The organism is Marinigracilibium pacificum (assembly GCF_012926615.1).
GTDB classification, from domain to species: domain Bacteria; phylum Bacteroidota; class Bacteroidia; order Cytophagales; family Cyclobacteriaceae; genus Mangrovivirga; species Mangrovivirga pacifica.
In genome coordinates this window covers 135,886-150,957 of record NZ_JABBNU010000001.1, presented here as the reverse complement: position 1 = coordinate 150,957, position 15,072 = coordinate 135,886, and the positions used below count along the sequence as shown (strand labels likewise).

The following is a 15,072-nucleotide window of genomic DNA, read 5'->3' as shown; positions in this document are numbered from 1 at the left end:
CCTTTCGTTGGAGGATTGAATAAAACTGTATCTTTACGTTTTAAATTCCTGTTATGAAGAAAAGGTATTTTATAGTTTTAATTACTTTATTGATTCTGTCAGCCAGCTGTGACCCTGAAGTTAATTGTTATTCAGAGTACAGAGATTTTGCTGTTGCCAGCTTTAGAATAAACTTGAGCGATAGTAGTAATCTCGGTGTACGAAGATTATATGTTGAAGGTTTTCAGGATTCAATTTTGGTGGCTGATGACACAGTTACTAAGGTTTTATTGCCGTTAAATCCTTTTGCAGATTCGGGTCGGTATATTTTTGAAACTACAGATAATAATACTTACTCAATAACTTTGGAATACGACCGTATAAGCAGATTTATTTCTCCGGATTGTGGCCCAGAGGTGGTTTTCAGAAATTTGCGGACAACAGTATATAGTTTTGATGCTGTTGAAGTATTTAATAAAACATCTTTAAGAAGAACGACTAATGATCTATCTACGGCACCTGCTGATATCAGGCTTTTTGTTAATAATAATTAGTATTGTTTCTTTTACCAATGCTGTAGCACAAGATGCCGGTAATGATACACTTTCGGCAGTTGTTACTGAAAATGAAGGTAAGTGGAAGCCTGTATTATATGGATTGAGAATAGGAGCTGATTTGTATTATCCTGTTGCTCATGCAATAAATAATGATCTTGAACAATATGAAATTACAGCTGATCTTGATTTAGGTCGCTACCTGTTAGTTGTTGATTATGGAATAGCTGATTATCAGATTGACCATTTTTCAGGTTCAGTGATGAATATCAATGGTAGTTATTTTCGTGTTGGTGGAGATGTAAATTTTAATGTTAAAGACCCTAGAGAATTTGTAATGTTTGTTGGGCTTCGGTATGCACAAGCATTTTATGATTCAGAATTCAACTATATTCTTGAAGATGATATTTTTGGTACTGTAAATCAGTCAGATGTTGACAATGGTGTTACAAGCAGATGGTTTGAGTTAGATGCTGGAATAAAAGTAATGGTTCTTAAAAATATATTTTTGGGATTTACCGGCAGACTGAGGTTTCTTAACAGGGTTAAAAATGCTTCAACAAATGAAGCCTATCGGATACCTGGTTTTGGTGTAAATGATGGTTCAAGCTGGGGCTTTAATTATTATGTTTATTATAGAATTCCTTTCAGGAAATCACAATCGAATAATTGATCATCTTCATCGATAATGAAATATTGTTAATCTATAATTCAAAAATATAAGGATAGGAAATAATAGATTTATTATAGTTAATTATCTTTCTTTCCATAAGCTCAACACCCGAACATCATTCGGGTGTTATTTTTTGGAAAAAATAAAAGCCCCCTGATAATCAAGTACCAGGGGGCTTTTGTTAATATTATTTATAATTATTGATTCTGTCCTTTGTCTACTACAATTCTTGAATCTTTATTAGCTAACTCCCAAGCTGTATAAAATACCAGCTTTGCTCTATCTTGAAGTTGTTGCCACTCGATTTTATCAACCTCATCTGAAGGCTTGTGATAATCAGCATGAACACCATTAAAATAGAAGATTACAGGAATGTTGTTTTTAGCGAAATTCCAGTGGTCTGAACGGTAGTAAATTCTATCCGGATGCTCAGGGTCATTGTAAGTATAATCAAGCTTATATCCGATATACTTTTCGTTAGTTTTTTCACTAATTTCATGCAGCTCAGAAGAAAGCTTGTCACTTCCTACAAGATAAACATAGTTTTTATCTGACTCATGCTCTGGGTCTACACGCCCAACCATATCAATGTTAAGGTTTACAACAGTGCTCTCTAAAGGGTAAACAGGATGTTGAGTGTAGTAGTCAGATCCCAATAGTCCTTTTTCTTCGCCAGTAACGTTCATAAATAATATACTTCTTCTTGGTCCGTTACCGTCTTTTTGGGCCATAGCAAAAGCTTCTGCAATTTCCATTACAGATACAGTTCCTGATCCATCATCATCTGCACCATTATTAATAAGGTCACCTTCTCCTTCAGAAGCTTTTCCGATGTGGTCATAATGAGAAGTTATAATAACCAACTCGTCTTTTTTATCAGTTCCTTCTATAAAAGCTAAAACGTTAGAAGATTTAACTTCGTCAATATCCATCTTATTCTGGAAAGTAACTTCTTTAGATTTTACAGACTTAAGCTTGCTAACTTTTCCTTCTGCAGCATCAGCAGCAGCTTTTTCCATTTTCTCTACCTTTGTGCCAAGTAGTTCGGCAGCAGCGGTCTTAGAAACGAAAACAATAGTGAAATCCTTAGTGTCTTTATCTGAAGGCAATTGCATTCTTCCGTTGCTCATATAGTATTTAAACTGATTCAGATACTTGTTAAAGTCTTCATCAGAAGCACTACTTACTATGATTGCTGTTGAAGCACCTTGCTCAATAATCTGACGAGCATAAGGAATTGCACTTCGGTTGTCTTTATTCATTACAACTACTGCTTTTCCCTGGATATCCGTAGCTTTAAGTTCTTCTTCACCTCCATTACCAACAAATTCAGTTTTAACATTAAGAGGCTCGCTCATGTTTGCGTTTGAGTAAATGATGACATTTTCGTAGTTGTTCCACTTTTTGTCATCATTTGAAATAAAAGCATCACCTTGCTTTACATTTTCAAGGATCACAGGCTGTTGCCACTTACCATTATTTCCTGGTTGTAACCCAATTGATTCATAATGAGCAGAAATAAATGCAGCAGCCATTTTTTGTCCTCTGCTACCAGTTTCCCTACCTTCAAGAGCATCTGAGGCTAAAATTGTCAAGTTGTCTTTCAGGTCTTCCTGAGTAATAGTTTCCGCATATTTTTCTGCAAGATTTTCCTGCGCATCGGCACCAAATCCAGCCATGGCAAGAGAAAATGCAAGCAATGTTATTTTTTTCATAAAATTACAGTTTTATTTCAAAGCTCTAAGGTAACAAAAACACAACAATTAAGGTATAGTATTTACATGAGTGGGAGATATTTCTTTTAATAGATAACCCATTATATTTGAATAAATAAATGGCAAATTAAATTTAAAGATTACCTTTGCACCCAAATTGAAGACTTACAAGGACTTATTATTCTTATGTCAATGAACATTAACCTAAAAAAGAATGAATCTTTTGCTTCAAGACACAACTCTCCGACTCCTGAGGAGATAGGAAAAATGCTTGAAGTAATCGGTGTTGGATCAGTAGATGAGCTGATTAATCAGACAGTTCCTGAGGGAATCAGACTTCAAAAACCACTAGATCTACCCGAAGCAAAAAGTGAGTATCAGTTTTTATCGTCTTTCAGAAAAAAGCTGTCAAAGAACAAACTTTTTAAGTCATATATAGGGATGGGATATTATAATACTATCATTCCTAATGTGATATTAAGAAACATCCTGGAAAACCCGGGTTGGTATACTGCCTACACCCCTTATCAGGCTGAAATTGCTCAAGGAAGACTTGAAGCCCTAATTAATTTCCAAACCATGGTAATGGATTTAACCGGAATGGAAATTGCCAATGCTTCACTTCTTGACGAAGGAACGGCAGCCGCAGAAGCAATGACCATGTTTCATGGAGCAAGAAAGGGAGCTAAAAAGAAAGTTGCAAACAGGTTTTTCGTTGACTCAAAAGTCTTCCCTCAAACCCTTGATATTTTAAAGACAAGAGCTATTCCTTTAGGCATTGAGCTTGAAATTGGAAACTATCAGGAAGTTGATCTTTCAGCTGAAGATTTATACGGAGTTTTAGTTCAATTCCCGGATGCTGAAGGAAATGTTAGAGATTACAAAGATTTCATAACCAAGGCTAAAGAAAACGATGTTTTTGTAGCTGTAGGTGCAGATATAATGAGTTTGATCATGTTTACTCCTCCAGGAGAGCATGGTGCAGATGTAGTTTTTGGTAGTACGCAAAGATTTGGTGTGCCTATGGGCTTTGGAGGTCCTCATGCAGCATATTTTGCAACTACTGATCAATTTAAACGATTGATCCCTGGTAGAATCATAGGTGTTTCAGTTGATAAAGATGGTCATTCAGCATATAGAATGGCTCTTCAAACAAGAGAGCAGCATATCAAGCGTGAAAAAGCTACTTCAAATATTTGTACTGCTCAGGTGCTTTTGGCTGTAATTGCTGGTATGTACGCAGTTTACCATGGGCCTGAAGGACTAAAAAGAATTTCTTCGAGAATTCATGGACTTACGAAAGCCTTGTCAAGAGGATTGGCTAACCTTGGGTTCGAAAACGAAAATCAGCAGTTTTTTGATACAATTAAAGTGGCTCTTAATGATGAGGAGGAAAGAATTGCTTTAAAATCTATCGCTCTTGGTAAAGAATTAAACTTCAGATATTATGATACTCTTCATGTAGGTATTTCTCTGGATGAGACTACCAGACTTGATGATGTAAATGAGATTCTTGAAGTATTTGCTCACGTTAGAGGTAAAGAAAACATATTTGCTGAAGATACTATTGAAGTAAAATTTCCTTTGGGATTACAAAGAACTTCAGCATTCCTTCAGCACGAAGTGTTCAATAAGTTCCATGCCGAACATTCAATGTTGAGATACATGAAGAGATTAGAAAACAAAGATCTTTCTTTGGTTCATTCGATGATCTCTTTGGGTTCGTGTACTATGAAGTTGAACGCAACAGTAGAGATGATTCCTATAACCTGGCCTGAAATTGGAAATATGCATCCATTTGCTCCAAAAGATCAGACAAAAGGGTATATGGATATGATTGATGAGTTAACAAAATGGTTATCTGAAATTACTGGCTTTTACGATGTGTCACTTCAACCAAATAGTGGTGCACAAGGAGAATATGCAGGTTTGATGGTAATCAGGGCTTATCATGAAAGCCGTGGTGAAAGTCATAGAAATATCACACTTATTCCTTCTTCAGCTCATGGTACTAACCCTGCTTCTGCAGTTATGGCTGGTACAAAAGTTGTTATTGTAGACTGTGATGAAAAAGGTAATATTTCATTGGAAGATCTAAAGGAAAAGGCTGATAAATATGCTGATGACCTTTTTGGTTTGATGGTGACTTATCCATCAACACACGGTGTTTTTGAAGAGAATATCAGGGAGATCTGCAAAACTATCCATGACAAAGGTGGTCAGGTTTATATGGATGGTGCCAATATGAATGCTCAGGTAGGATTAACATCTCCTGCAATTATTGGTGCTGATGTGTGTCACCTTAACTTACATAAAACATTTTGTATTCCTCATGGTGGAGGAGGTCCAGGAATGGGTCCTATTGGTGTAGCAGAACACCTTGCACCATTTTTACCAGGTAATGCTGTTGTAGAACATGCAGGTGGTGAAAAGGCAATTACAGGTATTTCATCTGCTCCTTATGGAAGTGCTAGTATTCTGGCAATATCGTATGCATATATTTCATTAATGGGTGCAGACGGGCTAACTGAAGCTACTAAAACAGCAATTCTTAATGCTAACTATATAAAAGCAAGACTTGAAGAGCACTATCCGATTCTTTATACCGGATCAAAAGGAAGAGCTGCTCATGAAATGATTGTTGAGTGCAGACAATTTAAGAAGTTTGGTGTAGAAGTAGAAGATATTGCTAAGAGATTAATGGATTATGGTTTCCATGCTCCAACTGTATCTTTCCCTGTACCAGGAACTTTAATGATAGAGCCAACTGAAAGCGAAGGGTTAAATGAACTTAACAGGTTCTGTGATGCAATGATTGAAATCCGTAATGAAATCTCTGAGATTGAAAATGGAGTTGCGGATCAGGAAAACAATGTTTTGAAAAATGCCCCTCATACTTTGGCACAAGTAACAAATGATAATTGGGAGATGCCTTATACAAGAGATAAAGCTGCATTCCCATTAGAGTATGTTAGAGAAAGAAAATTCTGGCCTGCAGTAAGAAGGATTGATAGTGCATATGGAGACAGAAACCTTATGTGTGCTTGTATTCCTACTTCTGAGTATGCAGAAGAGTCTGAGGAAGTAGTAAACTAATGACTGAATTATTAATAGTGCTCGAAAGAGCACTATTTAAACATAAAAAAGGCTGCAAATCATTTTGCAGCCTTTTTTCATGATTATTTGGGTATAATTAAGGTTATAAGTTAATATCCGAAGTTAAGAAAAATTTTCCTTTATTCTTAATAACAAAAAACCTTAATTCAAATTCCTTTCCATTTTGAGGAATAGGAACAATAACTTCTGATACAACAATATTTTTTATTGATGCTTCACTGTCTTCAAGAACAACAATTTCATTAATTAATGCATTGTCTAAATTAATGCTGTTAATAATAAGTAGTTCAGTTAATTGAGTGAATTTCTCCCGTTGTTGTTGGAGCCTATAGTCATATTTAATCAAGAACTGACTTTTTAGTGAATCTGAACCTAAAGTTTCAGTTATTTCAATATGACGGTCGCGTGATAGTAAAAGATCAATGTATCCCGGAAAATCTTTTTGCTTTAGCGTAGATATTAGCTGTTGAGCAAGACTTTCAATATTCGGAGCCCCTGAATCTTCACTTTTGCTGATTTCTGTTCCTTGTGTTATTTCCGTTGGTGTTGCTTCAGACTCTTCACTGCCACAACTTGTCACAAACCCAACTGAAGATAAAAATCCCAACACTAAGAACAAGTATTTTTTTCTCATCAAAAAATTTTAATAAATGTTAGAAAATTAATATTTATAACCCTCTTTTAGCTAGATTTTGTAAAAATATAACAATTTTCTAAAATAGAACAGTGCCTGTAATAAATTAGATATATATAAATAAAAAAGGCAACAATTAATGTTGCCTTTATCGTAAAATCTTTATGAGTTAGATTGGGACATCTACATGTCTTTCAGCATGATATGAAGAACGAACAAGTGGTCCTGATTCAACATATTTTAGCCCTCTTTTCAATCCTTCTTCCTTGTAAAGTGCAAAAATATCAGGATGTACAAATTCTGCTACTTCAATGTGCATTTTAGTTGGTTGAAGGTACTGACCGATTGTAAGTATATCCAATCCATGCTCTGCACAATCATCCATAACTTTGAAGACATCTTCTTTAGTTTCACCTAAGCCAACCATTATACCTGACTTCGTTCTTTTTCCTGCCTCTTTGGTTTTCTGGATTTGTTCAAGGCTTCTATTATACTTAGCTTGAGGTCGAACTCTACGGTATAATCTTTCTACTGTCTCTATATTATGAGAAACAACTTCCTGACCACCTTCTATCATCCTATATAGAGCATCCCAGTTTCCTTTTGTATCTGGGATAAGCGTTTCAATCGTTGTTTCAGGAGATGCTTTTTTAGTTTCAACGACAGTTTGATACCATATTTCAGCGCCTCTGTCTTTTAATTCATCTCTGTTTACAGATGTAATAACTGCATGCTTGACCCCCATTAACTTAATAGCCTCCGCAACACGTTTCGGTTCTTCAGCATCGTATTCAGGTGGTCTACCTGTAGCAACAGCACAGAACGAACATGACCTGGTACATACATTACCAAGGATCATAAATGTTGCTGTTCCAGCTCCCCAGCACTCGCCCATGTTTGGACAATTTCCACTTTCACAAATAGTATGCAGTTTATATTTATCAACCAACTGACGGACTTTTTTATATTCATGACCAACTGGGAGTTTTACTCTCAGCCAGTTTGGTTTAGTCCTTTTTTTGGTTTGTTCTTCAGAAATTACCGGTAACTCTATCATAACTACGCAAAGGTATCAAATTTCTACAACACAAAATACTTTTTCTATCTACGTTTACCGTGTGTTAAGGTTATGTATACTTCGTTGAAAATGGCCCTGTTCTTTTGAGCGGGCATTAAATTAATTTCTTTAGGATAAGCTTCAACCATAAAGCCAACCTCGAATCCTGAAATAGAACTTTTAAAAGTGCTAAATTCAAATGACATAGCAATCTTGGCACTAAGGCCAACTGTTACATTTGATTCACCAACACCTTGAAAGAGGTGGCCCGTTCCCATAACTGCAGATCTTCTTATTGAAGCGTTATTAGGATCATAGGGTTCAGATATTGGATTGAATTGGTTGTCAGAAGCATATTTTATATAATATGGGGCGATTAATCCAATTGTAGGCCCTGCAGCTCCAATAAGATTTACCTGTACACCCTGCTGATCAGCTTTCTCGAAAAGAACGTATTCTCTTCCATATTGTAATCTGATAGCATATAAATAATTTTGTTTACCCCAGATAAATGGTTCTCCTGTAATAACAGAAGTTTCTCTTGTTTCATTAGGGTGTTTTACATTCACCATTTCAAGATTAAAGCTCTGCCAGTGTCTGTCACTGCGCTTCATACCATACTTAAATGTAAAACCACTAATCAACCCACCGGTTGTGCTTTTTTTGATTCCCCAAACATATTCCCTGGAAAAATTTCTATCTCGGTCTGATTGTGAATAAGCCGATACAGTAATAAATATCAGTATAAGAGATAAAATAGTTTGTTTAAGAGAATTCATATTGCAATTTTACAATTCGTAGAATATTATAACGAAATATAATCTTAACTGTTATTAAATGCCAACTTCAGAAGTTAAATATTTAGGAGGGCTTAGAACTATAGCCAAGCACTTACAATCTGGTAATGAAATAATAACTGATGCGCCTGTTGACAATCATGGTAAAGGAGAGGCTTTTTCACCTACTGATCTGGTATCCACTGCTTTGGCTCAGTGTATGATAACGGTCGTAGGTATTTATGCAGCTAATAATGATCTGGATATTGGTAATGTATCAGCAGAAATCACAAAATTCATGGCTGCAGACCCAAGAAGAATTTCAGAAATTAAAGTTGATTTACATTTCAAGCAACATAAACTATCTCCTGCCCAAATAGAAAAGGTTAAAAGAACAGCTTTAACATGCCCAGTAGCTCAGAGTTTAAGTGAAAGCTTAAAACAAACTATAAGCTTTGATTTTGATTAATTGGCTACCTGAGATGCCTTATTGACTAAAGTGTCATGATTGATTCCTCCGTGAGACGTATTAAAAACGCACTCTTTATTATAAATAATTAGTGCTTGAGGAGACTCATGCATAATACCAAATTCTTCTTCAATCAGGTTACTGATATTTCGGTACTTAATAAGATCGAGGAAAAAAGGCGATATCTTTTGAGTCGAATCGTCATTCCAATTTCTTTCAAGCTTTGAAAGCATCATTGAAGAAATTGAACAACGTGTACTGTGTTTAAATATTAATACAGGTTTAGTTATCGACTGATTTATCGCCTGTTTCAGGTCGTTTTCTTCTTTTATTTCTATCCAGGTCATATTCCCAAAGTACTTTTTCTCCCTTATCGTATTTCTGCTTCTTCGACTTTTTACGGATATGAGCAGGTTGAAGTTTCTTATCAAACAAAGAATACCAGAATTTTTTGACTCTATTGCCTGCCGGATTATCTGCTCCTTTATATTGCTCATTATCACCTTTAAATTTGGCAGTTGGATGAGCTCCTTTCACTGGTTTTAAAACCTTGGTTCTGCCTTCTTCTCTCTCAATTTTAGCTGTAACGTTTCTATAATGACGCTCTTTTCCTTTAGGGGTTAATCCCTTTTGACGACCTTGATATGCATTTGCTTTTTTAACGGCATCTTTTCTAGCAGCGTTTCTTTTCTTTAGCGTATTGTATTTCAGGTTACCAGTATAATTGAAGTTGGCATCATTACTTGAAGGGCCACGAGTTTTTATTACCTTTCCTTTATACTTTATGCCCTGACGGTTATCTACAAGTCTTTTTTGCTTAATGTTTCCATCATATAATAGGTAACTTTCATCAAATAGACCAACCTTACGAAGGTTAAGGTTGCCTTGATATTGTGACTCAGGACCAGCCTTTTTACGTCCTTTAGTGCGCTTTTGGAATCCAGAGTAGTTTGTATACAAATTAACCGGACGATTTTGCTGAATTGCTTTTTCATTACGTTGACCGGCAACCTCTCCTCGACTAATAGACCTAGGAGTAATTTCTCTGTCCCTAACTAATGAACTTCTTCTTGAGGTTCTTGGGTTGGCAGCTACATCTCTAACAAGGTTACTTCTTCCAACACTTCTTGGTTTGACACGGTTGTCGCGAACTAGATTACGATTACCTGAAACAGAGCGTGGTGTAACAGAAATATCTCTTACTGTACGACCTCGATTATATGATCTTGGAGTTACCGAAATATCTCTAACATTATTTCCTCTTCCGCTAATACTTCTTGGTGTAACAGAAATATCTCTTGCAGAACGGCTTCTTTGGGTAGTTCTAGGCGAAACACTTACGTCTCTTGATGTCTGAGATCTACGAGTTGTTCTAGGAGAAACTGAAACATCCCTTGCAACTTTTGATCTTCTGGTCGTTCTCGGGTTTACAGAAATATCTTGCTGACGATTATTGTTAGGTCGGATACTTCTAGGTATTACATTAAAATCTTTAGCTATTCGTGATCGTTTTGTAGTACGCGGACTAACCTGAATATCTGAGGCCCGGTTGTTTCTTCTAACAGATCTCGGTGAAACATTTATGTCTCTAGCTATCCTTGACCTTTTTGTTGTACGAGGGGTAATGTTAATATCACGTGCCCTTTTATTTCTTCCGGTTCCTTGTGGAGAAATGTTTACATCAGGGACATTAACGTTACGCTTTGGTGTTGTTTTAGCTCTAACATTACTATCATGAACAATATTACTTCTCCTTTTTGTAGTTCTTGGATTGATCTTTATATCAAGAACCCTGTTGCTCACTCTATTTGTAGTTCGTGGTTTTATTTTATATAAAAACCCGGTTTGGGAAGGTCTGTCCGTAGTTTTATTCTTCCTGTTTTGTTTTTTGACAGTTTTTGGGCCTTTTGGTTTTTTTCTGATTTTAGGGCTGCCTTTTGTTTGGTGTTGTGGAGCTGATTTGCGCTCAAGCTTTTTATTGGGCATTACATCCTGGCCAAGAATTTCCTGGGCATTACAAAACATCAGGAAGAAAACCAGAATTGATAATCTGGATATCCAACCCGCGCTTGTGGTCATTTTAATTTTTGAAGTTCTTGCTGCAGTCAAAAGTATATTCTTATTCCAAAAAAAGCCGGTTAACGACAAAATTCAATTTTCCAATTAATTTGGAAACCTCTAAAAGTCACAAATGTCATGATTTTTTCACAAAACAAAAAGACTCAAGAGCCTTTCTGTAAGGTAAACGTTAAAATAGATGAGTTTTGCATATTAATATTCCATCAATTGTTTAAGTTTTTCTTCCAGGCGACTTAAAGCCAGGAAGTTATTCTCCAGGTTTTTATTAAATGGAACTGGTGTATCAAGGCTAGCAACCCTCATAACGGGCCCATCAAGATGTTCGAAACAGTTTTCAGCAATCCATGCAGCTATTTCTCCACCAAATCCACCAGTAAGTGTATCTTCATGTAATACAAGTGCTTTGCCTGTTTTCATAACCGAGTTATTGACAGCTTCTTTATCCCATGGAAGCAGCGTACGTAGGTCAATTATTTCTGCATTAATATTTAATTTTTCAACTGTATCAATTGCCCAATGGACACCAAGACCATACGTGATAATACTCACATCAGTACCAGCCTTCGCAATTGCAGCTTTTCCTACCGGAGTATTGTAATAACCCTCTGGGACATTACCCTTTAATGATCGATATAAAAATTTGTGTTCGAAAAATAAATATGGGTTAGGGTCTTCGATAGCAGATATCAATAATCCTTTAGCGTCAATTGGGTTTGACGGATAAACTATTTTAAGCCCTGGGGTATGTGTAAACCATGCTTCATTCGACTGTGAATGAAATGGGCCTGCTCCAACTCCTGCACCAGTAGGCATTCTGACAACAACATCTGCATTTTGTTCCCATCTATAATGAATTTTGGCTAGGTTATTAACAATTTGATTAAACCCGCAAGAAACAAAGTCTGCAAACTGCATTTCTACCATGGATTTATAGCCCTTGATTGAAAGACCTAAAGCAGCTCCGATAATTGCTGATTCGCAAAGGGGAGTGTTTCTAACTCGGTCTTTGCCAAATTGGTCTACAAAACCTTCAGTAATCTTAAATACTCCACCATATTCAGCTATATCCTGACCCATAAGGACAAGGTTATCATGCTTAATCATACTTTGCTTTAAGCCATCGCTGATTGCATCAACAAACCTCATTTCAATATCTTGCCCATCAGGTTCTGATAATTGAAATTCATATGGAGCATAAACATCATTTAATTCAATGTTTTCGTCAATTTCAGGGGCAATATCGTTATATGCTTTTTTAAGGTCTGCCTCGATAGATTTCTTGATTTCGGCTCTGATATTGGCTATTTCCTTTTCAGAAAGAATGTTTTTTTCAATTAGGAATCGCTCAAAATTATTAACAGGGTCTTTCACAGCCCATTCATCCATTAATTCCTGAGGCACATATTTGGTTCCACTTGCTTCTTCATGCCCTCTCATTCTAAAAGTCATTGCCTCTATTAAAACCGGCCTTGGATTTTTGCGAATATCTGTAGCAACCTTTTTTATAGTATGATATACTTCAAGTATGTTGTTGCCATCTATTTGAATGGCCTCAATTCCATAACCTATTCCTTTATCAGTAAAACTTTTGAACTTGAATTGTTCATTATTTGGAGTTGATAGGCCATAACCATTGTTTTCAATCACAAAAATTACAGGGAGATCCCAAACTGCTGCTACATTTAAAGCCTCATGAAAGTCTCCCTCACTTGCACCACCGTCTCCACTAAAAACCAAAGTAGCATTTTTGCTTTTAGAAAGATTAGAAGATAGCGCTATACCATCAGCAATTGATAATTGTGGTCCTAAATGAGAAATCATTCCAACAATATGATGCTCATTTGTTCCAAAATGAAATGACCTATCCCTTCCCTTAGTATATCCGCTCATAGTTCCTTGAAACTGACTAAATAGTCGGTCAAAAGGTACTTCTCGAGTAGTAAAAACACCAAGGTTACGGTGCATAGGGAGAATGTATTCGTTTTCATTAAGTGCCATAGTGCTTCCTACAGCTATTGCTTCCTGGCCAATTCCTGAAAACCATTTTGATATTTTTCCTTGCCTCAATAAGACAAGCATTTTTTCTTCTATAATTCTAGGTTTGACAAGCTTGTTATAAATTGAAACAAGTTGATCGTTTGTCAGGTTTTTCTTCTGGTATTTCATGGGTTTGTTATTTCGGAAACAAATCTATACAATCGATACAATAAAAAAAGCAAGGATGCATATATTTGATATAATCCTGAATAACTGCCAAGTCATATTTTTATTTTATTAGTTTTGCTGAGTAAACATTGAGATATGGTAAACTTTTCATCATTTACACTTGATAATGGACTTAAAGTGTTTGTTCATGAGGATCATACAACTCCTTTAGCTGCATTTAATTTGTTGTATAATGTTGGGTCCAGGGATGAAGATGAAAATAAAACCGGATTTGCTCATTTGTTTGAGCATTTAATGTTTGGAGGCTCTAAAAATATTCCATCATTTGATGAGCCCCTTCAAAAGGTTGGAGGAGAAAACAATGCCTTTACCTCACCGGATATTACGAATTATTATATTACTCTTCCGGCTATTAATCTTGAAACAGCTTTTTGGCTAGAATCAGACCGGATGTTGGCACTATCTTTTGATCAGCAAGTGCTTGATGTTCAGAAAAAGGTAGTAATCGAAGAGTTTAAGCAAAGATATTTAAACCAGCCTTATGGTGAGGCCTGGTTAAAATTGAGGCCACTTGCATATAAATCGCATCCTTACCGATGGGCAACTATTGGAAAAGATATTTCACATATTGAGGATGCTACCATGGATGATGTTAAATCATTCTTTTATAAATTTTATCGTCCAAACAATGCTGTTTTAGTTGTTGCCGGACCTGTTAAAACAGAAACCGTTAAACAGTTGGCAGAAAAATGGTTTGGTCCCATTCCTGCAGGAGACCAATATGAAAGAAACTTGCCTGTTGAGGATAAACAAAAGGAAAGAAGGATAGATATTATCGAGTCGGATGTTCCTTCTGATGCTATTTATAAGGTATATCATATCCCGGGTAGATTAGACAAAAGGTATCATGATGCAGATTTAATTAGCGATGTGTTGGGGAGAGGGAAGTCATCAAGATTGTATGAAAGTCTGGTTAAAGAAAAGAAATTCTTCTTCGATTTAAATGCTTATGTTACTGGGTCAATTGACCCAGGTCTCCTTGTAGTTGCAGGGAAAACATCAGAAGGTGTTTCTTTGGATGAAGCTGAAAAAGCAATTGACGAAGTTGTTAGTGACCTAGCTGAAAATGGTGTTGGTGAAAGTGAACTGGAAAAAGTAAAGAATAAAGCTGAGGCTTCATTAGTTTTTGGTGAAGTTGAGTTGCTAAACCGTGCAATGTCAATTGCTATGGGGGCCAATTTAGGTAATCCGAACTTGATCAATGAGGAGTCAGAAATGATCCAGAAAGTTACTACTGATAGCTTTAATGAAATGTCAAGAGCGGTTTTAAAAGATTCAAATTCTTCAACCTTATTATATAAAAAGAAGGATAAATGAAAATAAGAGTAGGATACGGATACGATGTCCATCGTTTAGAAGAAGGGTATGATTTTATTCTTGGAGGGATAAAAATACCACATACCAAAGGAGCAGTTGGTCATTCTGACGCTGATGTATTAATACACGTTATTTGTGATGCATTATTAGGTGCGGCAAATCTTCGTGACATAGGTTATCATTTTGCTGACACAGACCCAAAGTTTAAAGGAATTGATTCCAAGATTCTATTAAAGGATGTTATGACATTGATTTCCGAAAAAGGGTATTCAATTGGGAATATTGATGCAACAATCTGTCTTCAAAAACCAAAGGTTAATCCTCATATACCAGAAATGAAAAAGGTTTTGGCAAAGGTTATGAATATTGGGGAGGAAGATATCTCTATAAAAGCAACTACTACTGAAAAGTTAGGGTTTGTTGGAGAAGAGCAGGGAGTCAGTGCACATGCTGTTGTTTTAATTCAAAAGTAGCAA

At 36.1% G+C, this 15,072-nt stretch carries 13 protein-coding genes; 6 read left to right on the top strand and 7 right to left on the bottom strand.

Annotated features, from left to right (window positions below; genetic code table 11):
• The first annotated feature begins 53 nt into the window (after positions 1-53).
• A complete protein-coding gene (locus HH304_RS00740) occupies positions 54-533 on the top strand; it encodes a DUF6452 family protein (protein WP_169677530.1) in 480 nt (159 codons plus the stop codon).
• Positions 481-1,206, top strand: coding sequence for a DUF6048 family protein (locus HH304_RS00735; protein ID WP_169677529.1), 726 nt, complete (start codon positions 481-483; stop codon positions 1,204-1,206). Before HH304_RS00740 ends, HH304_RS00735 begins: the two co-directional genes overlap by 53 nt.
• Positions 1,207-1,403: 197 nt before the next feature.
• On the opposite strand, the gene HH304_RS00730 is transcribed toward HH304_RS00735, so the two are convergent.
• The gene (locus HH304_RS00730) at positions 1,404-2,921 is read right to left on the bottom strand and encodes a M28 family peptidase (RefSeq protein WP_169677528.1); all 1,518 of its coding nucleotides are present in this window, start codon (positions 2,919-2,921) and stop codon (positions 1,404-1,406) included.
• Positions 2,922-3,113: 192 nt separating this feature from the next.
• Here HH304_RS00730 and gcvP point away from each other — a divergent pair, with 192 nt between their 5' ends.
• Positions 3,114-6,017, top strand: coding sequence for an aminomethyl-transferring glycine dehydrogenase (gene gcvP / locus HH304_RS00725; RefSeq protein WP_169677527.1), 2,904 nt, complete (start codon positions 3,114-3,116; stop codon positions 6,015-6,017).
• A gap of 103 nt (positions 6,018-6,120) precedes the next feature.
• Here the strand turns inward: gcvP and HH304_RS00720 are convergent, their stop codons facing one another.
• The 3 genes from HH304_RS00720 to HH304_RS00710 all read right to left on the bottom strand — a co-directional run bounded on the left by HH304_RS00720 (position 6,121) and on the right by HH304_RS00710 (position 8,508).
• A complete protein-coding gene (locus tag HH304_RS00720; RefSeq protein ID WP_169677526.1) occupies positions 6,121-6,672 on the bottom strand; it encodes a hypothetical protein in 552 nt (183 codons plus the stop codon).
• A gap of 169 nt (positions 6,673-6,841) precedes the next feature.
• Positions 6,842-7,729 (bottom strand): lipoyl synthase, encoded by an 888-nt coding sequence (gene lipA / locus HH304_RS00715; RefSeq protein WP_169677525.1) that lies wholly within the window; start codon positions 7,727-7,729, stop codon positions 6,842-6,844.
• A 44-nt stretch (positions 7,730-7,773) separates the two neighbouring features.
• Positions 7,774-8,508 carry a hypothetical protein gene (locus HH304_RS00710; protein WP_271711452.1) on the bottom strand — a complete coding sequence of 245 codons (735 nt, stop codon included), beginning with the start codon at positions 8,506-8,508 and terminating at the stop codon, positions 7,774-7,776.
• A gap of 58 nt (positions 8,509-8,566) precedes the next feature.
• On the opposite strand from HH304_RS00710, the gene HH304_RS00705 reads away from it, so the two are divergent.
• On the top strand, positions 8,567-8,974 hold the full coding sequence (locus tag HH304_RS00705) for an OsmC family protein (RefSeq protein WP_169677524.1): 408 nt from the start codon (positions 8,567-8,569) through the stop codon (positions 8,972-8,974).
• On the opposite strand, the gene ytxJ is transcribed toward HH304_RS00705, so the two are convergent.
• The 3 genes from ytxJ to HH304_RS00690 form a co-directional block, all read right to left on the bottom strand.
• The gene (gene ytxJ, locus HH304_RS00700) at positions 8,971-9,321 is read right to left on the bottom strand and encodes a bacillithiol system redox-active protein YtxJ (protein ID WP_169677523.1); all 351 of its coding nucleotides are present in this window, start codon (positions 9,319-9,321) and stop codon (positions 8,971-8,973) included. The two genes, HH304_RS00705 and ytxJ, sit on opposite strands and share 4 nt — an antisense overlap.
• Entirely contained in the window at positions 9,257-11,053 is a 1,797-nt protein-coding gene (locus tag HH304_RS00695) for a hypothetical protein (protein WP_169677522.1), read from the bottom strand. The genes ytxJ and HH304_RS00695 overlap by 65 nt, the downstream gene beginning before the upstream one ends.
• Before the next feature lie 192 nt (positions 11,054-11,245).
• Positions 11,246-13,219: an alpha-ketoacid dehydrogenase subunit alpha/beta gene (locus HH304_RS00690; protein ID WP_169677521.1), complete on the bottom strand. Its 1,974-nt coding sequence runs from the start codon at positions 13,217-13,219 to the stop codon at positions 11,246-11,248.
• Positions 13,220-13,354: 135 nt separating this feature from the next.
• Here HH304_RS00690 and HH304_RS00685 point away from each other — a divergent pair, with 135 nt between their 5' ends.
• Positions 13,355-14,596, top strand: coding sequence for a M16 family metallopeptidase (locus HH304_RS00685; RefSeq protein WP_169677520.1), 1,242 nt, complete (start codon positions 13,355-13,357; stop codon positions 14,594-14,596).
• On the top strand, positions 14,593-15,069 hold the full coding sequence (gene ispF, locus HH304_RS00680; RefSeq protein ID WP_169677519.1) for a 2-C-methyl-D-erythritol 2,4-cyclodiphosphate synthase: 477 nt from the start codon (positions 14,593-14,595) through the stop codon (positions 15,067-15,069). Before HH304_RS00685 ends, ispF begins: the two co-directional genes overlap by 4 nt.
• Positions 15,070-15,072 lie beyond the last annotated feature (3 nt).

What these genes read in the sequence shown, in the direction of transcription:
- lipA (WP_169677525.1), bottom strand. Translation starts at nt 7,729, where the DNA reads ATGATAGAGTTACCGGTAATTTCTGAAGAACAAACCAAAAAAAGGACT.
- HH304_RS00685 (WP_169677520.1), top strand. Translation starts at nt 13,355, where the DNA reads ATGGTAAACTTTTCATCATTTACACTTGATAATGGACTTAAAGTGTTT.
- ytxJ (WP_169677523.1), bottom strand. Translation starts at nt 9,321, where the DNA reads ATGACCTGGATAGAAATAAAAGAAGAAAACGACCTGAAACAGGCGATA.
- HH304_RS00720 (WP_169677526.1), bottom strand. Translation starts at nt 6,672, where the DNA reads ATGAGAAAAAAATACTTGTTCTTAGTGTTGGGATTTTTATCTTCAGTT.
- HH304_RS00695 (WP_169677522.1), bottom strand. Translation starts at nt 11,053, where the DNA reads ATGACCACAAGCGCGGGTTGGATATCCAGATTATCAATTCTGGTTTTC.
- HH304_RS00730 (WP_169677528.1), bottom strand. Translation starts at nt 2,921, where the DNA reads ATGAAAAAAATAACATTGCTTGCATTTTCTCTTGCCATGGCTGGATTT.
- HH304_RS00740 (WP_169677530.1), top strand. Translation starts at nt 54, where the DNA reads ATGAAGAAAAGGTATTTTATAGTTTTAATTACTTTATTGATTCTGTCA.
- gcvP (WP_169677527.1), top strand. Translation starts at nt 3,114, where the DNA reads ATGAACATTAACCTAAAAAAGAATGAATCTTTTGCTTCAAGACACAAC.
- ispF (WP_169677519.1), top strand. Translation starts at nt 14,593, where the DNA reads ATGAAAATAAGAGTAGGATACGGATACGATGTCCATCGTTTAGAAGAA.
- HH304_RS00710 (WP_271711452.1), bottom strand. Translation starts at nt 8,508, where the DNA reads ATGAATTCTCTTAAACAAACTATTTTATCTCTTATACTGATATTTATT.
- HH304_RS00735 (WP_169677529.1), top strand. Translation starts at nt 481, where the DNA reads ATGATCTATCTACGGCACCTGCTGATATCAGGCTTTTTGTTAATAATA.
- HH304_RS00705 (WP_169677524.1), top strand. Translation starts at nt 8,567, where the DNA reads ATGCCAACTTCAGAAGTTAAATATTTAGGAGGGCTTAGAACTATAGCC.
- HH304_RS00690 (WP_169677521.1), bottom strand. Translation starts at nt 13,219, where the DNA reads ATGAAATACCAGAAGAAAAACCTGACAAACGATCAACTTGTTTCAATT.